The 19,512-nt window shown below is 42.5% G+C and carries 20 protein-coding genes; 12 read left to right on the forward strand and 8 right to left on the reverse strand.

Annotated elements, in window-relative coordinates; all coding sequences use genetic code 11:
- Positions 1-16: 16 nt before the first annotated feature.
- Positions 17-745, reverse strand: coding sequence for a hypothetical protein (locus E0F88_RS26540; RefSeq protein WP_131961318.1), 729 nt, complete (start codon positions 743-745; stop codon positions 17-19).
- A 248-nt stretch (positions 746-993) separates the two neighbouring features.
- Here E0F88_RS26540 and E0F88_RS26545 point away from each other — a divergent pair, with 248 nt between their 5' ends.
- Positions 994-3,315 (forward strand): TonB-dependent receptor, encoded by a 2,322-nt coding sequence (locus E0F88_RS26545; protein WP_131961319.1) that lies wholly within the window; start codon positions 994-996, stop codon positions 3,313-3,315.
- Between the two features lie 34 nt (positions 3,316-3,349).
- Positions 3,350-3,904: a hypothetical protein gene (locus E0F88_RS26550; protein WP_131961320.1), complete on the forward strand. Its 555-nt coding sequence runs from the start codon at positions 3,350-3,352 to the stop codon at positions 3,902-3,904.
- Between the two features lie 60 nt (positions 3,905-3,964).
- Here E0F88_RS26550 and E0F88_RS26555 read toward each other — a convergent pair whose 3' ends face one another.
- Positions 3,965-4,378, reverse strand: coding sequence for a Fur family transcriptional regulator (locus tag E0F88_RS26555; protein WP_131961321.1), 414 nt, complete (start codon positions 4,376-4,378; stop codon positions 3,965-3,967).
- A 198-nt stretch (positions 4,379-4,576) separates the two neighbouring features.
- Between E0F88_RS26555 and E0F88_RS26560 the strand changes: the two genes are divergently transcribed.
- Positions 4,577-4,972, forward strand: a complete 396-nt coding sequence (locus tag E0F88_RS26560; RefSeq protein ID WP_131961322.1) for a MerC domain-containing protein — start codon at positions 4,577-4,579, stop codon at positions 4,970-4,972.
- Between the two features lie 5 nt (positions 4,973-4,977).
- Here the strand turns inward: E0F88_RS26560 and E0F88_RS26565 are convergent, their stop codons facing one another.
- On the reverse strand, positions 4,978-6,228 hold the full coding sequence (locus E0F88_RS26565; RefSeq protein ID WP_131961323.1) for a serine hydrolase: 1,251 nt from the start codon (positions 6,226-6,228) through the stop codon (positions 4,978-4,980).
- A 112-nt stretch (positions 6,229-6,340) separates the two neighbouring features.
- Between E0F88_RS26565 and E0F88_RS26570 the strand changes: the two genes are divergently transcribed.
- Together E0F88_RS26570 and E0F88_RS26575 are read left to right on the forward strand one after the other, a co-directional pair.
- Positions 6,341-8,059, forward strand: a complete 1,719-nt coding sequence (locus E0F88_RS26570) for an IlvD/Edd family dehydratase (RefSeq protein WP_131961324.1) — start codon at positions 6,341-6,343, stop codon at positions 8,057-8,059.
- Positions 8,060-8,192: 133 nt separating this feature from the next.
- Positions 8,193-8,996: an SDR family NAD(P)-dependent oxidoreductase gene (locus E0F88_RS26575; RefSeq protein ID WP_131961325.1), complete on the forward strand. Its 804-nt coding sequence runs from the start codon at positions 8,193-8,195 to the stop codon at positions 8,994-8,996.
- Here E0F88_RS26575 and E0F88_RS26580 read toward each other — a convergent pair.
- The 4 genes from E0F88_RS26580 to E0F88_RS26595 form a co-directional block, all read right to left on the reverse strand.
- Positions 8,993-9,706: a hypothetical protein gene (locus E0F88_RS26580; RefSeq protein ID WP_131961326.1), complete on the reverse strand. Its 714-nt coding sequence runs from the start codon at positions 9,704-9,706 to the stop codon at positions 8,993-8,995. The genes E0F88_RS26575 and E0F88_RS26580 overlap by 4 nt on opposite strands.
- Positions 9,707-9,781: 75 nt before the next feature.
- Entirely contained in the window at positions 9,782-10,390 is a 609-nt protein-coding gene (gene gldD / locus E0F88_RS26585) for a gliding motility lipoprotein GldD (protein ID WP_131961327.1), read from the reverse strand.
- Between the two features lie 133 nt (positions 10,391-10,523).
- Positions 10,524-12,362 carry a glutamine--fructose-6-phosphate transaminase (isomerizing) gene (glmS, locus tag E0F88_RS26590; protein WP_131961328.1) on the reverse strand — a complete coding sequence of 613 codons (1,839 nt, stop codon included), beginning with the start codon at positions 12,360-12,362 and terminating at the stop codon, positions 10,524-10,526.
- A 257-nt stretch (positions 12,363-12,619) separates the two neighbouring features.
- A complete protein-coding gene (locus E0F88_RS26595; RefSeq protein WP_131961329.1) occupies positions 12,620-13,426 on the reverse strand; it encodes a glycogen/starch synthase in 807 nt (268 codons plus the stop codon).
- A gap of 222 nt (positions 13,427-13,648) precedes the next feature.
- On the opposite strand from E0F88_RS26595, the gene panC reads away from it, so the two are divergent.
- Positions 13,649-14,491, forward strand: coding sequence for a pantoate--beta-alanine ligase (gene panC / locus E0F88_RS26600; protein WP_131961330.1), 843 nt, complete (start codon positions 13,649-13,651; stop codon positions 14,489-14,491).
- A gap of 54 nt (positions 14,492-14,545) precedes the next feature.
- Here the strand turns inward: panC and E0F88_RS26605 are convergent, their stop codons facing one another.
- Positions 14,546-16,018 carry a Gfo/Idh/MocA family protein gene (locus E0F88_RS26605; RefSeq protein WP_131961331.1) on the reverse strand — a complete coding sequence of 491 codons (1,473 nt, stop codon included), beginning with the start codon at positions 16,016-16,018 and terminating at the stop codon, positions 14,546-14,548.
- 286 nt (positions 16,019-16,304) lie between these two features.
- Here E0F88_RS26605 and panD point away from each other — a divergent pair, with 286 nt between their 5' ends.
- From panD to E0F88_RS26630, 6 genes are all read left to right on the forward strand, one after another.
- The gene (gene panD, locus E0F88_RS26610) at positions 16,305-16,652 is read left to right on the forward strand and encodes an aspartate 1-decarboxylase (protein WP_131961332.1); all 348 of its coding nucleotides are present in this window, start codon (positions 16,305-16,307) and stop codon (positions 16,650-16,652) included.
- 45 nt (positions 16,653-16,697) lie between these two features.
- A complete protein-coding gene (locus E0F88_RS26615) occupies positions 16,698-17,738 on the forward strand; it encodes a lysylphosphatidylglycerol synthase transmembrane domain-containing protein (RefSeq protein ID WP_131961333.1) in 1,041 nt (346 codons plus the stop codon).
- Positions 17,739-17,770: 32 nt separating this feature from the next.
- Positions 17,771-18,259 carry a D-glycero-beta-D-manno-heptose 1-phosphate adenylyltransferase gene (rfaE2, locus tag E0F88_RS26620; protein ID WP_131961334.1) on the forward strand — a complete coding sequence of 163 codons (489 nt, stop codon included), beginning with the start codon at positions 17,771-17,773 and terminating at the stop codon, positions 18,257-18,259.
- Between the two features lie 94 nt (positions 18,260-18,353).
- On the forward strand, positions 18,354-19,034 hold the full coding sequence (locus E0F88_RS26625) for a zinc metallopeptidase (protein ID WP_131961335.1): 681 nt from the start codon (positions 18,354-18,356) through the stop codon (positions 19,032-19,034).
- Between the two features lie 76 nt (positions 19,035-19,110).
- Positions 19,111-19,272 (forward strand): hypothetical protein, encoded by a 162-nt coding sequence (locus E0F88_RS34385; protein ID WP_229213923.1) that lies wholly within the window; start codon positions 19,111-19,113, stop codon positions 19,270-19,272.
- Positions 19,236-19,511 carry a DUF5618 family protein gene (locus E0F88_RS26630; protein ID WP_229213924.1) on the forward strand — a complete coding sequence of 92 codons (276 nt, stop codon included), beginning with the start codon at positions 19,236-19,238 and terminating at the stop codon, positions 19,509-19,511. Before E0F88_RS34385 ends, E0F88_RS26630 begins: the two co-directional genes overlap by 37 nt.
- The last annotated feature ends 1 nt before the right edge of the window (position 19,512 follow it).

Consider the following 19,512-nt stretch of genomic DNA (forward strand, 5'->3'; position numbering starts at 1 on the left):
TCCGGGTAAGTCTTTTTTATTTTTTGAGAAGCCTTACGGTAGCCCCATTAATAACCATCGTACTAATCGTAAGTATAAGGTATGCCCAGCCAATGCTCATAACTGGCAATAACCAAAATACACCTACCAGAAAAGCTACAAAACCATAACCTGCCAAAAGCAATCCATATAAAATCCGGGCAGCTGCCTGGGGACCTTGTTGTGCATGTGTAAAAACAGCAAGCGTAGAAGTCATAATCGGAAATGGTGTAAGTATACCACTCCATGTCGGGCCGAGATAATCCGCGGCCTGCGTGAGGATCACTACAAAAAATGTAGCGACCAGCATTCTTAACGGAATGTCGTAAACAGGCTGTTTTTTAGATTCGGTTTTCTTTTCTGATTTAGGAAAAATATAGAGAACCCCGGTTAGCACGATCAGATTTAATACAATAGCTGCAGATATTGAAACTGTCCTTCCCAGCGAAGCCAGCGCAACAATAAAGAATGCCAGGTAACTGATCAAAACGCTTGGCAGCCAGGCAAGCCTTGTAGAGGAGATTGCATAAACCAATGCAAAAAATATGGTCCCGATTGAGCCCAGCAGAGCAGAAGGAATTGTTGAAACAGCAAATGGTGCGCCATGCTCGATGGCTATAAAAAACGAAATCGGTCCTGCGATCCAGGGAAAGCCCCCAATAAACCCTCCAAAGCCCTCACCCCACTTTCTGACTGCCATGGTCACGCCGGCAATCAATGGCGGCATCAATAAAATTTTGGTAATTAAAAGGTAAGACAAGTCAGCAGAATCGAAAAGTGAACTGCAAATTTACCAGAAGGCACGGAAACTTGGTAAAACAACGAAAATTCTTCGAAAATAACTTTGCAACAAAGTTGCACATAATGTATTTTTGCAACGTTGTAACAAGAATGAGTTTGCTTCTTCTTACTACCTTAAAGAATTCGCACAGTACAATGGCTTCGCAAATTTGGTAGCCGGACTTAATCGATCCAATGATAAAAATAGTCTTCGTCTTTTTTCTGTCAATTCTCGGCTCATTCACATATGCACAGAATCCGTCCTGTGCCTGTTTTATAAAAGGTGTGGTACGGGATCAGCATTCCGGATTGCCTATCGTTGGAGCAACGGTACTGATTGTTGGCCAGAACAATGGCGTTTTCACCGATCAGCAGGGCAAATATCAGTTCAACAATCTTTGTCCGGGAGCACATGAAATTGAATGCCGTATTGTTGGCTACAACCCTTTTAGACAAAAACTGGATTTAACAGCCGGGCATGAAGAAAATTTTACTCTGCAGGAAAGTGAAGTTCATTTAAAAGATGTGGAAATCACGGCACATCGTACCGACGCACCTTCGTCGCAGCCGCTGACTACTTTATCGGGAACTGAACTATTTCAGACCAGAGGTGAAAATCTTGCAGAAAGCCTGAAAAGCCTTACAGGAGTAACCGCCTTACAAACAGGGTCTTCCATTTCGAAGCCTGTTATTCATGGCATGCACAGCAACCGCGTTTTGATCATGAATAACGGTGTACGGCAGGAAGGTCAGCAATGGGGTTCCGAACATGCACCAGAAATTGACCCGTTTGTTGCAACCCGTTTATCTGTTGTAAAAGGAGCGGCTGGCGTACGATACGGTTCCGACGCAATCGGAGGTGTGATCCTGGTGGAGCCGGAAGAACTCCCTTTTGATAAAACACTGAGCGGAGAAGTAAACCTTGTCGGCTTTTCCAATGGCAGACAGGGAGTCGCGTCGGGAACGTTGCAGGGTAGAGTTAAAGGTTTCACAGGTTTTGGATGGCGGGCACAGGGCACAATCAAAAGAGGCGGTAACATCCGGACACCAAACTACTTTTTAGATAATACAGGTCTCAGTGAAAAAAACTTTTCGCTTTCAGCAGGCTACCGCCATAAAGGATTTGGTTTAGATATTTTTTACAGCCGATTTGATACACAAATTGGTATCTTTTCCGGCTCTCACATCGGCAGCGTAACCGATTTGCTGGCTGTTATTAAAAACGGAGAACCGCTGGTTAAATCCGGATTCAGTTATAACATAGGTCGTCCAAACCAGAATGTGACACATAACCTGATCAAAGCGGAAGCGCATTATCACTTCGATGACGGTAACCGGATCCAATGGACGATAGCCCAGCAACTAAACGACCGTAATGAATTTGATTTACATCGTCCCAGAAATGACTCGATAGCGACCCTTAACCATCCTGAGCTTACTTTTAAACTTAATACGCTGACCAACGACGTCGTATGGGATCACAAACCAATCGCTCAGAAAATTACCGGTCAGGTTGGAATCAGCAGTTTGTACCAATACAATTTGATGAGCGGAAGACCTTTGATTCCTAACTTCAACCAGTTTAACATCGGGATCTTTTGGATTGAAAGATATATTAAAAATAACTGGGAATTTGAAGCAGGCGCAAGGTATGACTACCGGACATTGAGCACACACAGGATTGTTAATCGGGTAAAAGTTTCTAACGATTTTACGTTTTCTAACTTCTCGGGAACGTTTGGGGCTACCAAAAATATATCCCGGCAGCTTTCCGCCCGCCTCAACGTTGGTACTGCATGGAGAGCGCCAAATGTCAGCGAGCTTTTTAGTGACGGCGTCCACCACGGAGCTGCCGCCTTTGAAAAGGGCGATTCAACTTTATTGCAGGAAAAAGCGATCAACACGGTGGGAAGTATTAAGTATTCCTCCGAAAAACTTACCATTGAGCTGGGCGGATACTACAACTATATCGCAGATTATATTTATCTAAAACCTCAGCCCGAACCTATTTTAACGATCCGGGGCGCGTTCCCTTATTTCAAATATACCCAAACTGATGCAATTTTTAAAGGAATTGATTTATCTGTTGGATGGGAAATTATCAAAAATTTTACGCTTACAAGTAAACTGAGCTACCTGCGGGTATATGACAAACGTAACGATGGCTACCTGGTTATGATCCCGCCAAACCGGCTGGACAACCAGTTCAAATATGAATTCCCGAGTTTCGGAAAATGGCAAAAAGTTTCTGTTTCCGCAGGAAATTTACTCGTAGCCCGGCAAAAAAGGGTACCTGCAAACAGCGATTTTTCTCCGCCGCCACCGGCTTACTCGCTTTGGAATATTCAGGCAGGTGGAAGTATCCCAATCTCTAAAAAGAATGAACTGGAAATTAACGTCTCTGTTCAAAATCTTTTCAATACAGCTTACAGAGACTACCTGAACAGATTTCGTTATTACTCCGATGATATGGGCAGGCAGGCTTCGCTTAGGCTGAAATGGAAGTTTGGCGTTTAAATTTAATTTTCACTTTTAATAAAATACGTTGCGCATGAAAATGAATCGTAAAATAATCTGGATGCTGCTTTTTGGGGTAGCTACTTTATTTACTCAATGCAAAGACTCAGGAGCAGTAGTAGAGCCTGATGATGAAAATGAACTGATTACTTCCGTAACACTAAAATTTGCAGAGCAGGGAACGACAAACGTCAGTACTTTCTCTTATAAAGACGCAGATGGTGAAGGAGGAAATGCTCCGACTAAATTTGATACAATCACTTTAAAACCTAATGCGACCTATACGCTTACGATTGAGTTGCTGGATGAAAGCAAATCACCCGTACAGGATATCACAAAAGAGGTAGCTGAGGAGTCGGACGAGCATTTATTTGTGTACACAGCAACCCCTGCGTCCCTCCTTACTTACACTTATGGCGACAAGGATGTCAACAATTTTGCTATTGGCCTTACAGGAAAAGCAGTTACAGGAGTAGCAGGAACAGGAAAGCTAAAAATCCAGCTTCGCCATCAGCCCGGTTCTAAAAACGGAACAGCATCACCAGGAAGTGACGATGTAAATCTTGATTTTGATTTGAAAATACAATAGTCAAAAACACAGGGAGAGACTCTTAAAAGTTATTAAACCCCTTGCGAGTCTCTCCTTTTTTTAATTATTGCATTTGGGGCAGGTACCCTGGATAAGCAGATTAAAATTTTCGGGCTTGTAGCCTTGCGGCAACTGAACCGCCGGAATGTGCAGATTTTCCAGACAATTGGTTTCTCCGCATGCATTACATTTAAAGTGTATGTGATCGTGCTGGTGTTTCTCTTCTGAGCAGTTGTTCGAACACAATGCATAACGCATTCCTTCATCGTCCAGAACTTTGTGAATAATTCCTTTTTCAAGAAAAGTTTTCAAAGTCCTGTAAATCGTAACGCGGTCATAATTTTCACCCAAAGCCCCTTCAAGATCGCCGTGGGATAATGCATTTTTTTTATTTATAAAAGCAGAAAGTACATCTTCCCGGCAGGTGGTTGTCCGAAGATGATGTCCTTTTAGTGTTTCTCTTAATTGCTCCATTATTTCCAACAATTTTAACTGGTTGTCAGGTCTCAGATAATAAGTAAACCTTTCCTGCCAAAGTTAAGTTCTTAGTTTGGTAAAATCCAGTGTTACAATTATCTGTCTATTAAATATAAAATTAATCAAACAAATCTATGCAACAGCGTTGCAAATGATTATAAATAGGCCTATTTTTGCAACGTTATTGTATTTAATATGAAAGCGACACACTCACACGGCAAAGCCGATTATATAGGAATATTAGGTTCAGTACTTTGTATTATACATTGTCTGCTTGTACCTGCGCTGGCTTTTGGCTCAACTCTAGGCCATAAACCGCATGCGCACATCGGTTTAGTATCCCTTGATTACCTTTTTATTCTGATTAACGGGGCGGCTGTTTATTACGCAACACGTGAGCATAAATCTTTATTACTTCGTATTCTTCTTTGGGGGGCACTTACAATTTTCGCCGTATCTCTGATTTTTGAAGGAAAGGCACCATTGTTCACGATACTTGGCTATGTTGGTTCTGCTCTTTTAATTGTTGGCCACCTGATTAATATCTACATCTGCCAGATTGCGCCCCGTATGAAATACCGTGTTTTCTGATTTGGTTACTTATCGTACTGTACTTCAAATCTCTCCAAATCCGGTCGTGCTGTGTGCTTCCGGTTTATTTCATATTCAAAAATTGTCTTTCCTAAATTTGCCATAAACGGTAACCCAACGGTCTCGTAATCATACTTATTATCGTTGATTATCTCATCTTCATTAGCATAAATTACAGCTGTAAGCATAAATTCAATGCCTTTTTCGAAATCGGCCACGTATGCGTTATCCAAAATATAGCCATATGCATCCCCTGATTTATTAAATAAACGAATATGCCTTGGTAAACGCGTTTTGGTAGCGCCAAAGATCAGGAACTTCACATATCCATCGTAATAATCATCGGTATAGTTTGCAGGAAAGCTGGTCTCCACAGGAAACTGCGACATGTATCTGTAAATGAAGGTATAATCGTCTTTCGTGAGATTAAACCTTTGCTCCACCGGAACCTGATCAGGAAAGTAAATGGCTTTTATTAATTTATGTTGTTCCTCCAGCGGAAAGAAATTTTTCTCAGTAAAATCAAAAGGTTTCTGGACCAACCTACCATCATTCAAAAAACCTTTACCCTGCAAAACAGGCGTTGGAGAAAAGTATGTTTTCGCCGAATAACGTGCCGGCTGTTCGTAAACCACCTTTCCATCCTTTTCAAACTTAACCGGATTGGTATACCGGTTATTCTCAGATCCTATGGGTGACTCCAGACGATGCGTAATCCTTGTATTTAAATATCCTTTTTGATGCAGCATCTCATTGAATTCTTCCTGACCAATAAATTCATATAATCTGTTAAAAGCATCATTATCGCTGGCAAGCAGAATTTTTCTGACATAATGGGCCACAGATGGTAAGCCATTTTCAGAAGTTGTATCACTATTTACACCGGTTTGTTCCGGCCGGGCAGCCCCGGTTAACATCGTTGTATTTTTGTCAATACCGAGTTTATTAAGCTTTTCGAAAGCCAAAACAACAGCTGCAAGTTTTACAGTACTTGCAGGATAAAAATAGTCGGCATTGTTAACGTGGTATCCATAAGTTTTAAAGTGCGGTTCGTTTTTCTGATTGCGGTCGATTCGTGTATAAAGAATCTGAATCTTGTATTTATCCGGTTCTTTCAGTATCTGAGAAAACCTTTCCGGATGTTTTTTTAGTAGTTTTTCAATAAAAGAATCCGTCTGAAATTGTGCGAAAGCCGGTAAAGAAAACACACCGATGAACAAGTGGATAAGTAGCTTATGAACACTAAATTTAATCATGGATAATCGGGAGCACGTATAAAACGAAGATACAATAATTTATTTTAAAGGTCGATTTGAATTATATTTTACTGACCGCAGCCTTTACATATTAACTATAACTATGGCGAAAATGGAAGAAAATAATTTACGCAGTCGCGGCTGGTTTGGCAAGTCGGGTAAGGACGGATTTATATACCGCGCCTGGATGAAAAACCAGGGATATCCGGCAGATGAATTTGAAGGAAGGCCTGTTATTGGCATTTGTAATACATTTTCTGAGCTAACTCCGTGTAACGGGCATTTTCGTGAACTGGCTGAATCGGTCAAAAGAGGAGTTTGGGAGGCAGGCGGGTTTCCTTTGGAGTTTCCAGTCATGTCACTAGGCGAAACGCTGATGAAACCAACTGCGATGTTATACCGTAATCTGGCAAGTATGGATGTGGAAGAATCTATCCGTGCAAATCCGATTGATGGTGTGGTGCTGTTATGCGGCTGTGATAAAACAACTCCTTCCCTGGTAATGGGTGCTGCAAGTGTAAATATTCCAACCATTGTTGTTTCCGGCGGGCCTATGCTTACAGGGCGTTACCGCGGTAAAAGCATTGGAACAAGTGACATCTGGCGATTTAGCGAAATGTACAGAAAGGAAGAAATTTCCCAGGAAGAACTTACAACCGCAGAAGCCTGCATGTGCCGGAGTGACGGCCATTGTGCTGTGATGGGAACTGCCTCCACCATGGCTTGTATGGTAGAATCGCTTGGGCTGACCTTACCCGAAAATGCAGCTATTCCGGCGGCAGACTCACGCAGGAAAGTACTGGCGCACCTGTCGGGAAGAAGGATTGTTCAAATGGTTAAAGAGGACCTGCGGTTATCCCAGATCCTGACAAAAGAAGCCTTTGAAAATGCGATTATGCTCAACGCTGCCATTGGCGGCTCGACTAATTTTGTCATTCATCTTTTGGCAATAGCAGGTAGAATCGGGGTGGATCTTTCGCTTGATCACTTTAATGATCTTTGTGCCAAAGTACCTTTGCTTTTGAATCTTCAGCCCTCGGGCGGATATTTTATGGAAGACTTTTACTATGCCGGCGGCCTGCCTGTTGTAATAAAAGAAATGATTGGAATGCTGCATCCGAATGTGATCACGGCAAACGGAAAAACCATGGCTGAAAACTGCGCTAACGCAGAATGCTTTGATGCTGATGTAATCGGCACCTTGGAAGAGCCTGTTAAAAATCTGACCGGACTTGCCGTTGTTCGCGGCAATTTGTGTGTAAATGGGGCTGTGATCAAACCTTCGGCTTCTTTAAAACCTGAATTAATGCAACATCGGGGAAAGGCTGTAGTGTTTGAAGATATTGATGATTACAAAGCCAGACTTGATGATCCTAACCTGGATGTGGATGAGAACAGCGTATTGGTTCTCAAAAATGTTGGACCAAAAGGTTACCCGGGAATGCCGGAAGTTGGCAATATGTCTTTACCTAAAAAGTTGCTTGCTCAGGGGGTAATTGATCTGGTTCGCATATCCGACGGACGAATGAGCGGAACCGGTTTTGGAACAGTTGTTTTGCATGTTTCTCCGGAAGCAGCTGTCGGCGGCGTGCTGGCGCTGGTTCAGGATGGTGACATTATTGAACTGGATGTAGAAAACAGAAAGTTAAATTTAGAAGTAACGAATGAAGAACTCGAACAACGCAGGGCACTTTGGAAACCATTGGAATTGGGCTATAACCGAGGTTATGTTCATTTGCATATCAATCACGTGATGCAGGCGCATGAAGGAGCTGATCTGGATTTTTTAAAAGGAGGCTCGGGAGATAAAGTGACGAGGGACTCGCACTGAGGCTTTTACCCTTTTTATTTACCGGTCGGACGGCGAAAAAGCCGTCCGACCGGTGCGCTATCCCGTCTGATGGCTTTTCCGCCATCAGACGGGTAATAAATAAAGTAATAAAGTGAAACTATAAAAATTCAAAATGACCAATCAAATATTCATTAACCAGGTTGCGATCGTAACCGGTGCCGGACAGGGTATCGGTTTTGAGATCGCAAAACAGCTGGCTCTACAAGGTGCAGGCGTGATTTTGAACGATGCTGATGAAACGATGGCCACACAGGCAGCAAATACGATCCGAAACAAGGGAGGTGATTGTGTTGCTTTTTCAGGAGATGTATCCTTACCCGAAGTTATTGATGGAATGGTAGAAGAAGCGGTGCGTTGTTTCGGAACGCTGACTATTACCGTAGCTAATGCAGGTATAACACTCTTTGGCGATTTTTTTGAGTATCCGCTCGACAGTCTTAGAAAAGTGCTGGATCTTAATCTGATCGGATCTTTTTTGCTCACCCAGGCAGCAGCCAGGCAGATGCGGATACAAAAAACAGGAGGACGAATTTTATTGATGTCTTCTGTCGTCGGCCATCAGGCGCATGAATTTCTAGCAGCTTATGCAATGACCAAGGCAGGATTGGAAATGCTTGCCAAAAATCTGGTTCTGGAATTATCTCCTTATGGAATTACAATCAATACGGTCGCACCCGGCGCTACGCTTACGGAAAGAACGTTAAACGAAGACCCAACTTATCCGAAGATCTGGTCAGCGATTACGCCAATGGGAAGACCTGCAATTTGCGAAGACATTGCCAATGCAGCACTTTTTTTACTTTCACCGCATTCAGGACATATTACCGGACAAAGCCTTGTTGTGGATGGTGGCTGGACTTCCGTGAGCCCCTTGCCGGATTTGAGTAATATGGAGAAAAATAAGGCGGGCAATTAATCCAGTCCGCCCGCAAATAACTGCGCTTCGAGATCGTCCAGATTACCATCCTGAGATACAAAAAGTTCTCTCGGTTTGGATGATGACAATGGTTTGACCGTCATAAAACTGCGGTACTGTTCATCGCTGATAATGTGAAGCTGTAAGGCTCGTTTCAATACCATAGGAAAAGGCACTTTGAAAAAATTCGCAATGTCTGAGGCAAGAAATCCCGGGATCTTTGAAATATCATCTCTGAAAAAGCTTTCCACTTCGCTGTAAGGAAGTAAAGCTTCAAAAATTAACTGTTCGGCTCTGTTGGCAAGAGAAACCGTTGTCGGATACGAACTGCTCAATCCAAGCGAAACCGTAAGCAGGTGAATTTGGTAATTACGCTCGTTAATATCTGCTTTTGCATTTACAAATACCCAGCCTTTCTGCCTGTATATAGCCGAGAATCCTTTGAAAACATCCTCAACATGATGAAGCTGCGCAATTTTTATACCCTCCGGATATGGAAGTTTATGGCCTATCTGATGAACAATATCCTGCGCATAACTAATATCAGCAGCTTCACCTGCCGGTTCAATCATCCAGTCTCCATCAACTAAACCATCAAAAAGAGCATCCGCCGACCGCTGGCTCTCAACCTGTCCCAGATGCAGGACAATACGGTTACCACGGACTGAAAAATCGAGTGGAAGCTGGTTTTTGGGTTGTTTTCTTGGCATAATTATGAAGAACTTAATAGTATGGATATCAAAGATACATCCTTCCGCTTTGCACCGCAATATGATTACTGCTTTTTATCTCCAGTTCAAAGTATTCAGAAGCTGAAGCATGTCCTTTTGGATGTAATCAATGACAGGGCGGAGGGAATCGTTTTTAGTTGCAACGGGGAAATAAATAGCGCCTCTTAAAAAATGATTTGTGCTGTCTGTAGTATAAAACTGATATGGGCTCGGTACATCACCCTCGATTTTAAACAAAGTTACCGTTCTGCCGCTCCTGGTAAGAATCTTACTTTCCTGAATGGATGATGCACGTATCTGATGTTTTCCTGCCAGCTTATATGAATCATTGATGTATTCTTTCAGTCTGTTCTGGTCTTTCATCAAAGGCTTGTATGTGAGCTGTATGTTCGCAGCGAACTGGGGGTACTGTATAAATAACCAGTCCTTCTGTGCGATTGAGAAGGTATCCGGCAGCACTTTCGCCCATTTGGAAAACTCAAAAGTGTAAGGATGAACCTCTGTTAATTTTTGAAACTTATGTGAGGGTAGCGAAATCCTGTTGTATCCCTTTGGTTTTGGCACATAGTTCTGCTCTTCTTTTCCACAGGCGAAAACGGAGAATGACAAAAGTGCATAAACAGCAACTATGACTTTTTGCAGAGAGAAGGTTTTTTTTTGCATGACTTAAAATTTGGCGGTATCAGGGCGCAAAGCTAACGAAAGAGGCTGTATTTTATTTTTGCAAATTTACCGGTTATCACAAAAAACAGGGTAACCCTTTTGGACTACCCCGCCTGATATAAATGTCCGATTATTATTCCACCGTAACCGATTTGGCAAGGTTTCTTGGCTGGTCCACATTTCTTCCACGCATCACTGCGATGTAGTAGGATAGCAGCTGCAATGGAATTACAGAAAGTAAAGGTGTAAGAATTTCATGCGTTTTTGGCACTTCGATTACAAAATCTACCATCGTCGGGATCAGCGTGTCGCCTTCAGTAACGATCGCAATAACCCTTCCTTTTCTGGCTTTCACTTCCTGAATATTCGAGACAATTTTTTCGTACGAGCTATCGTGCGTTGCAAGAAAGACAACCGGCATATCTTCATCGATCAAAGCAATCGGGCCATGTTTCATTTCGGCAGCCGGGTAACCTTCTGCGTGGATGTAGGAAATTTCCTTTAGTTTTAAAGCACCTTCCAGTGCCACCGGAAAATTAAGACCTCTGCCCAGATAAATAAAGTTTCTGGCATAAGTAAATATGAAAGCGATTTCCTTGATTTTTGAAGCATTTTCAAAAACCCGCTCCACCTTCGACGGAATGTTTTCAAGCTCAATTAAAAGCTGCCGGTACGTTTCTTCCGAAATAGTGCCTTTCCTTTTGGCAGTTGCCAGGGCAATGAGCGTGAGCACAGTAACTTGAGCAGTAAATGCCTTCGTACTGGCTACGCCTATTTCCGGCCCCGCGTGTGTATATGCACCTGCATGTGAAGCGCGCGCTATCGACGAACCCACCACATTGCAGACTCCAAATATGATTGCTCCCTTTGATTTGGCCAATTCAATAGCCGCAAGGGTATCTGCCGTTTCACCTGACTGAGAAATTGCGATCACGATATCATTTTCCTCAATTACCGGGTTTCTGTACCGAAACTCAGAAGCATATTCTACCTCCACATTGATACGTGCCAGTTCTTCAAACAAATATTCGGCTACCAATCCTGCATGCCAGGACGTTCCGCAACCCACAATTACTATGCGTTTTGCTTCTGCAAGCTTATCCATGTAGTTGCTCAGTCCTCCCAGATGCAGGTGTGCGTCTTCTGCTTTCAAGCGACCGCGCATGCTATCGGCAATCGAACGGGGCTGTTCAAAAATTTCTTTGATCATAAAATGATCGTAACCACCTTTTTCTATTGTTTCGAGTTCCATTTCCAGCGTCTGGATGTATGGAATCGTTTCTGTATTATCCAGATTTTGAATACTGAGTTTTCCATCTCTTACCAGGGCAACCTCATAGTCGTCGAGATAAACTACATCTTTGGTATATTCGATGATCGGGGTCGCGTCGGAAGCGAAGAAAAACTCATTCTCTCCTACCCCTATTACCAGCGGACTTCCTTTTCTTGCAGCAATAAGCTGTCCGGGATGATCCACAGACATTACCACGATTGCATAAGCACCAACAACCTCCCGAAGTGCCAGTTTGACTGCGTCTTCCAGAGAACCGCCTGCTTCTTTTTGAATGTCTTCTATGAAATGGATAAGAACTTCCGTGTCAGTATCACTATGGAAAACATGACCTTTTTTCAGGAGATTCTGCTTGATGGTTGCGTAATTTTCAATAATACCATTATGGATAATTGCAAGCTTACCGTTGTTGGAGAAATGAGGGTGGGCATTCACATCATTTGGTTCACCATGGGTTGCCCACCTGGTATGTCCGATTCCGATAGTTGATGTCAGCTTTTTACCTGCAAGCTGTCCTTCCAGGTCAGATACCTTTCCCTTTTTCTTATAAATATTCAATTTTGCGTCTTCCAGCAAAGCGACGCCCGAGCTGTCATAGCCGCGATATTCCAGGCGCTTAAGTCCTTTAATAATTAAGGGTAACGCATCCCTTTCTCCCACGTAAGCTACAATTCCACACATAATGATGTCAATTTTAATTTAAGTGTATGTTGTTAAAAACGTACAAATAAATAGCAATCATCAAAGGATAACAAGGCAAACAATAAAAATTATCCAATTAATGCAAAGTGTTCGAACACACTCAATATCAGATTAAAATTTAAATAAAATAACTTTTTGACCTGTTTCCCTGGCCTATCGTCTTAAAACAATCGATTGGAAAAGGCACAAAAAAAGGCAACATTTCTGTTGCCTTTTAAAGAGATATATTTATCTGATCAGCTCATCAGATCCGTATACAGATTGTAATAAGATTCTGAAAATTTTTCATCCTCTTCTTCAAGCTCAACACGTTTCGGTGCATCATTGAAGATCTGATTCAAACTTTCGCTGCAATGTTCGTCAGCTTTAATAACTGCATCAGCATAAGCACAGCCAATTTTAACAAATCCTTCAAAATCCGCAGAGTGAAGATGTGCCAAAGCCTCATCGCTCACATCCATTGCTTTTGCTTTATTCATCAAATCCGCGTCGAATTTGTAATCAAACGCATTGTTATGAACTGTAAATACGCTTTTTGTATCCTTGAACATAGGATCGTTCCTATAAGTCGTTTTAAGATACATTGGAATCAGAGCCGTCATCCAGTCATTACAATGAACAACATCCGGGGCCCATCCTAGTTTTTTAACTGTTTCAAGAACACCTTTGCAGAAGAAAATTGCACGCTCGTCGTTGTCGTCGTAAAAATTATTTTCTTTATCAACGAAAACTGATTTACGGTGAAAATAATCATCGTTGTCTATAAAATAGACCTGCAATTTCGCATTTGGTATAGAAGCAACTTTTATGATAAGTGGCTTTTCTTCATCGCCTACGGTAATATTTATTCCTGACAGTCGAACTACTTCATGAAGCCTGTTTTTGCGTTCATTAATAAGACCAAAACGGGGAACAAGAATTCTAATTTCTGCTCCTCTTTCCTGCATCGCCTGAGGTAATCTTCTCACGTAATCGGCAACATCGGTGGTCTGAAGGAAGGGATTGATTTCACTGGCTACATACAAAATTCGTAGTTTCTCCATATATACTTAGCAGTTTGTGAAAAAAAGTTTTGCAAAATTATACAAAAAAAATCGCAAAATCAAAAGATATTCCAAACAATATGTAATATTGCGCTCAGTTTGGGAATATCCATGCCAAATCTTTTGGAATCACCTTACGGGAGCATTTTTTTACCAGCGAACAGCAAATCCGCCGGATTCACAGAAAACCCCGGCAACTCCTAAAATCCAGGTCTTCATTACATGGAAGTATTTACTTCAATACAAAGTCTGCGCAGTTTTTTACACCAACAGCGTTCCCAAAATAAATCGATTGGACTTGTCCCCACCATGGGCGCATTACATGAAGGACATATTTCTTTGCTCGATACCGCAAAGTCAGAAACCGATATCACCGTCTGCAGCGTTTTTGTCAACCCGACCCAGTTTAACAATTCTGAAGATCTTGCGAAATATCCGAGAACACTCGAGCAGGATTGCAAAATGCTGGAAGAGGCCGGCTGTTCTGCCGTTTTCGCACCCTCTGTTGACGAAATGTATCCTGAACCTCCTGTAATGACTTTTAATTTTGGTACCCTGGAAACAGTCATGGAAGGCGCTTCCCGGCCAGGTCATTTTAATGGCGTTGGAATCGTTGTTTCAAAACTCTTTAATATTGTTCAGGCGGACAGCGCTTATTTCGGGCAAAAGGACTTACAGCAGGTTTCCGTAATCAGGCAAATGATATCAGATCTTGCCTTTCCTGTAAAACTGGTTGTTTGTCCGACCGTGAGAGAAGTAACCGGACTGGCGATGTCCTCGCGCAACCAGCGATTGAGTGCACAGGAAAAGGATTTGGCCGCAAATATTTACCAAATTATCACAGCTGCAAAAGACGCCTTACTGAATGCTGAAGCAGTTGAAAATGTAAAACAATCGGCGGTAGAGAAATTCTTGGCTTTGCCGGAATTTACCCTTGATTATATCGAGATCGTGGATGTTAAAACGCTGCTTCCGCTTGACCGGCTAAAAACAACTGGCTCTACCGCAATTTGTGTCGCTGCTTTGCTTGGGCCTGTCAGGTTAATAGATAATATCGTTTTCTAAAAAAAACGGGTGCAGATGTTACCACCAGCACCCATCTATAAAACCAAATAACTATTAAGACAATTTCCAGTCACCTCTGTATTTGCGGGTCACATACTGATTAGCTTCATCAAAGTTCGTCACCTTCATACTTTTTCCATCCCAAAGCAATTTTTTGCGCCCCGGGAAAGTAAAGTTTTTACCATCAGCACTTGCCTTGCGAAGGTTGTAGCTGCGAATCGCAAGATTACCCATGATAACCGTTTCTGTAAGCGGACCTGAATAATCGAATGTTGAAGTAAGCGCTTTGTGTTCTTTACTGTCAAAACCTGCTTTACAAGCATCTGTCCAGGCTACATGGTGACCAAATTCAGGCAGTGAAGTGTACTTGGTTTCAAATGCTCCTTTTGGCATTGTCAGTTTTTCTCCGCTTTTCAAATACACTTTTGGGTCCTTACCATACGTAGCGCACATCATTACACCCTTATCGCCAATCAGCATCGCACCATTGCTGCTATCCGGCTCGCCAAGTGCGTCATCCGCCGGGATCAGATCCGGGTGGAACGGACGAAGGCCACCGTCATGCCAGGTCATGGTCATTTCCGATTTATTGATTTTCGTAGCAGGGAATTTAATCTGCACACGGGAAGATGGCGGACATCCTTCAGGAATATATTCCGGTGTCCAGTCTTTCAGGAATACTGCGCCCACGCTGCATTCTACCTCAGTTGGATAACCAAGGCCCAGAACGCGGAAAGGAGAATCGATCAGGTGACATCCCATATCTCCCAGAGCACCTGTCCCAAAGTTCCACCATCCGTGCCATTTAAACGGATGATATGCCGGGCTGTAATCAACCCAATCGGCTGGGCCAACATATAAATCCCAGTCAAGTGTGCTTGGCACTTCTGATTTTTGTGTAGGAACCGGAATCCCCTGTGGCCAGATCGGACGGTTAGTCCAAACATCCACTTCTTTCACTGTTCCGATCACTCCCTTTTTAAACCATTCTACCATTTGCTGCTGCGCCGGGTTGGATGCACCCTGGTTTCCCATCTGAGAAACCACTTTATGTTTGCGGGCTGCCTCGGTAAGATAACGTGCTTCATTGATGCTATGCGTCATCGGTTTTTGCACATATACATGCTTTCCACGGCTAATCGCCGCCGAAGCAATCACTGCATGTGTATGATCCGGGGTTGAAACGATAAGGCCGTCAATATCTTTACCCATTTCATCGAGCATTACCCGAAAATCCTTATATTTTTTTGCATCAGGGAATTTATCAAAACATTTTTTTCCATAAGCCCAGTCTACATCACAAAGCGCCACTACGTTTTCTGCTCCCTTATTCCAGGCATTTGTAATGTCAGAAAAACCTTTACTTCCAATCCCAACAGCTGCCAGGTTCATCTTGTCGCTTGGTGCACGAAATCCTTTACCTAAAACATGGCGGGGAACTATAAAAAAACTTCCAATTGCTGCTGCCGTCGTCTTTTGCAGAAAGTCGCGACGGGTTACATCTTTCAGCTTATTTTCTGTACTCATTGGTTTGGTATGAATAATAAAGGTTAGTAATTAATAGTTTAAAGCAGATTACTACGAAAAATTACTTAATGGTACTAATTCAGTCATAAATATAATGATGTTTGGATGTAATCAGAATTACGTTGCTTTTAAATAATTATTGAGAACCTGACAAAATCTTCCCCTGAGATCATGATTTTTAAATCGGAACCGTATCCTTCTACCGGTTGTTTTGAAGGCAAGGTTTTATTCCTGTAACTTTGCCGGAGTAATGCAGTAAATTAATATTAACTCGTACGATTGAGTAATGCAAATAACAATCATGAAATCCAAGATTCACCGGGTTAAGGTGACTCAGGCAGAATTGAATTATGTAGGTAGTATCACCATTGATGAAGATCTGATGGATGCTTCTGGTTTGATAGCGAATGAACAGGTACACATTGTAAATAATAACAACGGCGAACGCTTTGTAACATATGTGATCAAGGGAGAACGCGGCTCCGGTATGATCTGTCTGAACGGTGCGGCAGCGCGGCGTGTGCAGATTGGCGATATCATCATTATCATCGCTTATGGAAGCATGTCGCAGGAAGAAGCAAAAACATTTCAGCCCATGGTCATTTTCCCTGATCACAACAACCGACTGGTATAATTACTTTTTCTTCCGGCCAACTCCCATTTACACAAAGTCCTTACAATGAAAAGTGCGTTACGTTATATAATCTCGCTTGGTTTAGCAGGAGGTTTAATCTGGTTTGTTTTTAAGGATATCGATCTTGCCGACATGCTGGAAAGGTTCGCCCGTTCCGACTGGCGATGGATTGCAATTTCCTGCACGTTTTTATTAATGGCCCACATTTTCAGGGCATGGAGGTGGAGCATGCTCATGGAGCCGCTGGGTTATAAACCAGGCTTGTTTAACAGTTCAATTTCGGTTTTAACCGGTTATTTTGCCAATTATATCGTTCCCAGAATGGGTGAAGTCACCCGTTGCGGAACGTTATACCGTTTGGAACGTGTGCCCGTGAATCTCAGTTTCGGTACAGTTGTAGCTGAAAGACTTTTCGATGTTATCATTTTGCTCGTGCTGATCGGCCTGAACTTCATCCTGGAATTCGAACGATTGAGCACATTTTTTACCGATTTTTTTCAAAGTAAAATATCAGGAGGGCAGGCAGGAGCAAATTCAGGAAGCGGGCTTATCCTTTATCTCTTATTAGCCCTGATCGTATTTATAGCGACCTCAGGCATTTTTATTTTTAAGAATAATGCGGTTAAAGACAAACTTCAGCAAAATGCACTCATTCAAAAAATTGTGGTATTTGCAAAAGGAATGCTTGAAGGGTTATTAAGTATCCGGAAACTGCGTAGCCCGGGTTTATTCATTTTCAGTACTGTTTCTATTTGGGTACTTTATTATCTGGTGTCTTATGTGCTGTTCTTTTGTATTCCCGAAACGTCTAACCTGGGGCCTTTAGCAGGATTAACCTTACTGGTTGTTGGAGCAATAGGCATGACGGCTCCAACGCAGGGAGGAATTGGCGCCTATCACCTTTTGGTGGGCAATGTCATGATTCTTTACGGTTTGTCGCAGAAGGATGGTATCACGCTGGCTACTTTCATTCACGGCGCACAAATGTTGTTTATGCTTGCGATCGGAGCAATTGCATTTTTAATTGTTTTGGTAAAAAAAGATAAATTCGCCGGAGAACCCGCACAGGTTCCCGCCGGCAACTGAAGTAAGTTTTAAATCCTGAATCCTTCACACAAATGAGCCAAACGGAAAGTAAAATTTTACGCCTTGATGAAGCGGTTAACCAGGTTGCCGACTGGCAGCGTGCCGGGCAAAAAGTGGTTTTCACCAACGGATGTTTTGACATCGTTCATCTGGGGCACATTGATTATCTTGAAAAAGCACGGGCTTTGGGCGACCGCCTGGTACTTGGACTTAACACCGATGCATCGGTAAGCCGGTTGAAAGGTCCGCTTCGTCCCGTCGTGAATGAATATGCCAGGGGCCGGTTGATGGCAGCACTTTCTTTTATCGATGCTGTCATTTTGTTCGACGAACCAACCCCAAGTGAGCTGATTGAAGCCTTAAAACCTGACATTTTGGTAAAAGGTGACGATTATACAGTCGAAACAATCGCTGGTGCGGATTTTGTTCTGAGTAATGGAGGTGAGGTAAAAACGATAGCACTTGTGAAAGGTTATTCGACTACCGCCCTGATTGAGAAGATAAAACAAGGCTATCAGTAACCGGACAATATTGCAGAATCCGTACGTTATGTTTAGGTATTGTTTTAAAATGAACAAATTAATTATTTCGTAAAATTTAAAGAAAAATATAATTATGGCTGGTGCATATGTAATTGGTATACTCGTCATGATCATAAGTTTTTATGTTCAGTGGCGTTTAAAAAGAAAATTTGAAGAATATTCGCAGGTAGGATTGAGCAATGGAATGAGCGGAAAAGAAATCGCTGAAACCATGCTTAGAGAAAGTGGTATATATGACGTCCGTGTGGTTTCGGTAGAAGGAAAACTTTCTGACCATTACAATCCACAGGATAAAACAGTGAATTTAAGCCCGGATGTATACTACGGAAGAAGTGTTTCGGCTGCGGCTGTTGCATCTCACGAATGCGGCCACGCGGTACAGCATGCAACTGCTTATAAATGGCTGCAGTTCCGTTCGCAGATGGTACCTTTCCTGAGCGTTTCATCGTCTTATATGCAGTGGATCATTTTAGGCGGAATTCTATTGCTGAATACAACCCCGATTCCGTTGGCAATTGGTGTAGCATTGTTCGCACTTACGACCCTGTTCAGCTTTATTACACTTCCGGTTGAATACGATGCCAGCAACAGAGCATTGGCCTGGATCAAGAACAATAGAATTGTAAATGAGCGTGAATACGTAATGTCGGCAGATGCTTTGAAGTGGGCGGCACGTACCTACTTGGTGGCGGCTATCGGTTCATTAGCAACATTGCTGTACTACGTTGGAATTCTGATGGGTAGAAGAGATTAATCTTTAAGAGAATACCGATTACGAAAGGAGAGGAAATTTATTTTCTCTCCTTTTTGATTTAAATTCGCGAAAGAAAATGATCATCACACTTCCAATGGACTCTATTACAGAAGCACGTCGTTATATCCAAAATGCCAGAGAAATACTAAGTGAAAAGGCAGGAAAGAAGGTGGTCGTTATTCGGACAAAAAGTATATCAGAATGGCTGGGCATACAGCATACTCCGGCGTGCTGGTAGCGCTGGATGCAGTACTTCCAAACGATAATAAAAAAACCAGAAAGAGTGTGGAATGCTATCAGAAAGAACTTTCCGGCATTGACAAAAAAATTACTGCTTCATTTGATGATGTCTACAAAATACTTCACCTATATATGAGCTACGATGGCCTTCAAAATGCAAAAGTGATTGCAATAGCCTTGCAGGAAGCTGAGCATATTATTAGTTGGACGGAAAAGAGGTTGGGATCAGCCGCCTGAC

The sequence above is a fragment of the Dyadobacter psychrotolerans genome (assembly GCF_004349265.1).
GTDB lineage: Bacteria > Bacteroidota > Bacteroidia > Cytophagales > Spirosomataceae > Dyadobacter > Dyadobacter psychrotolerans.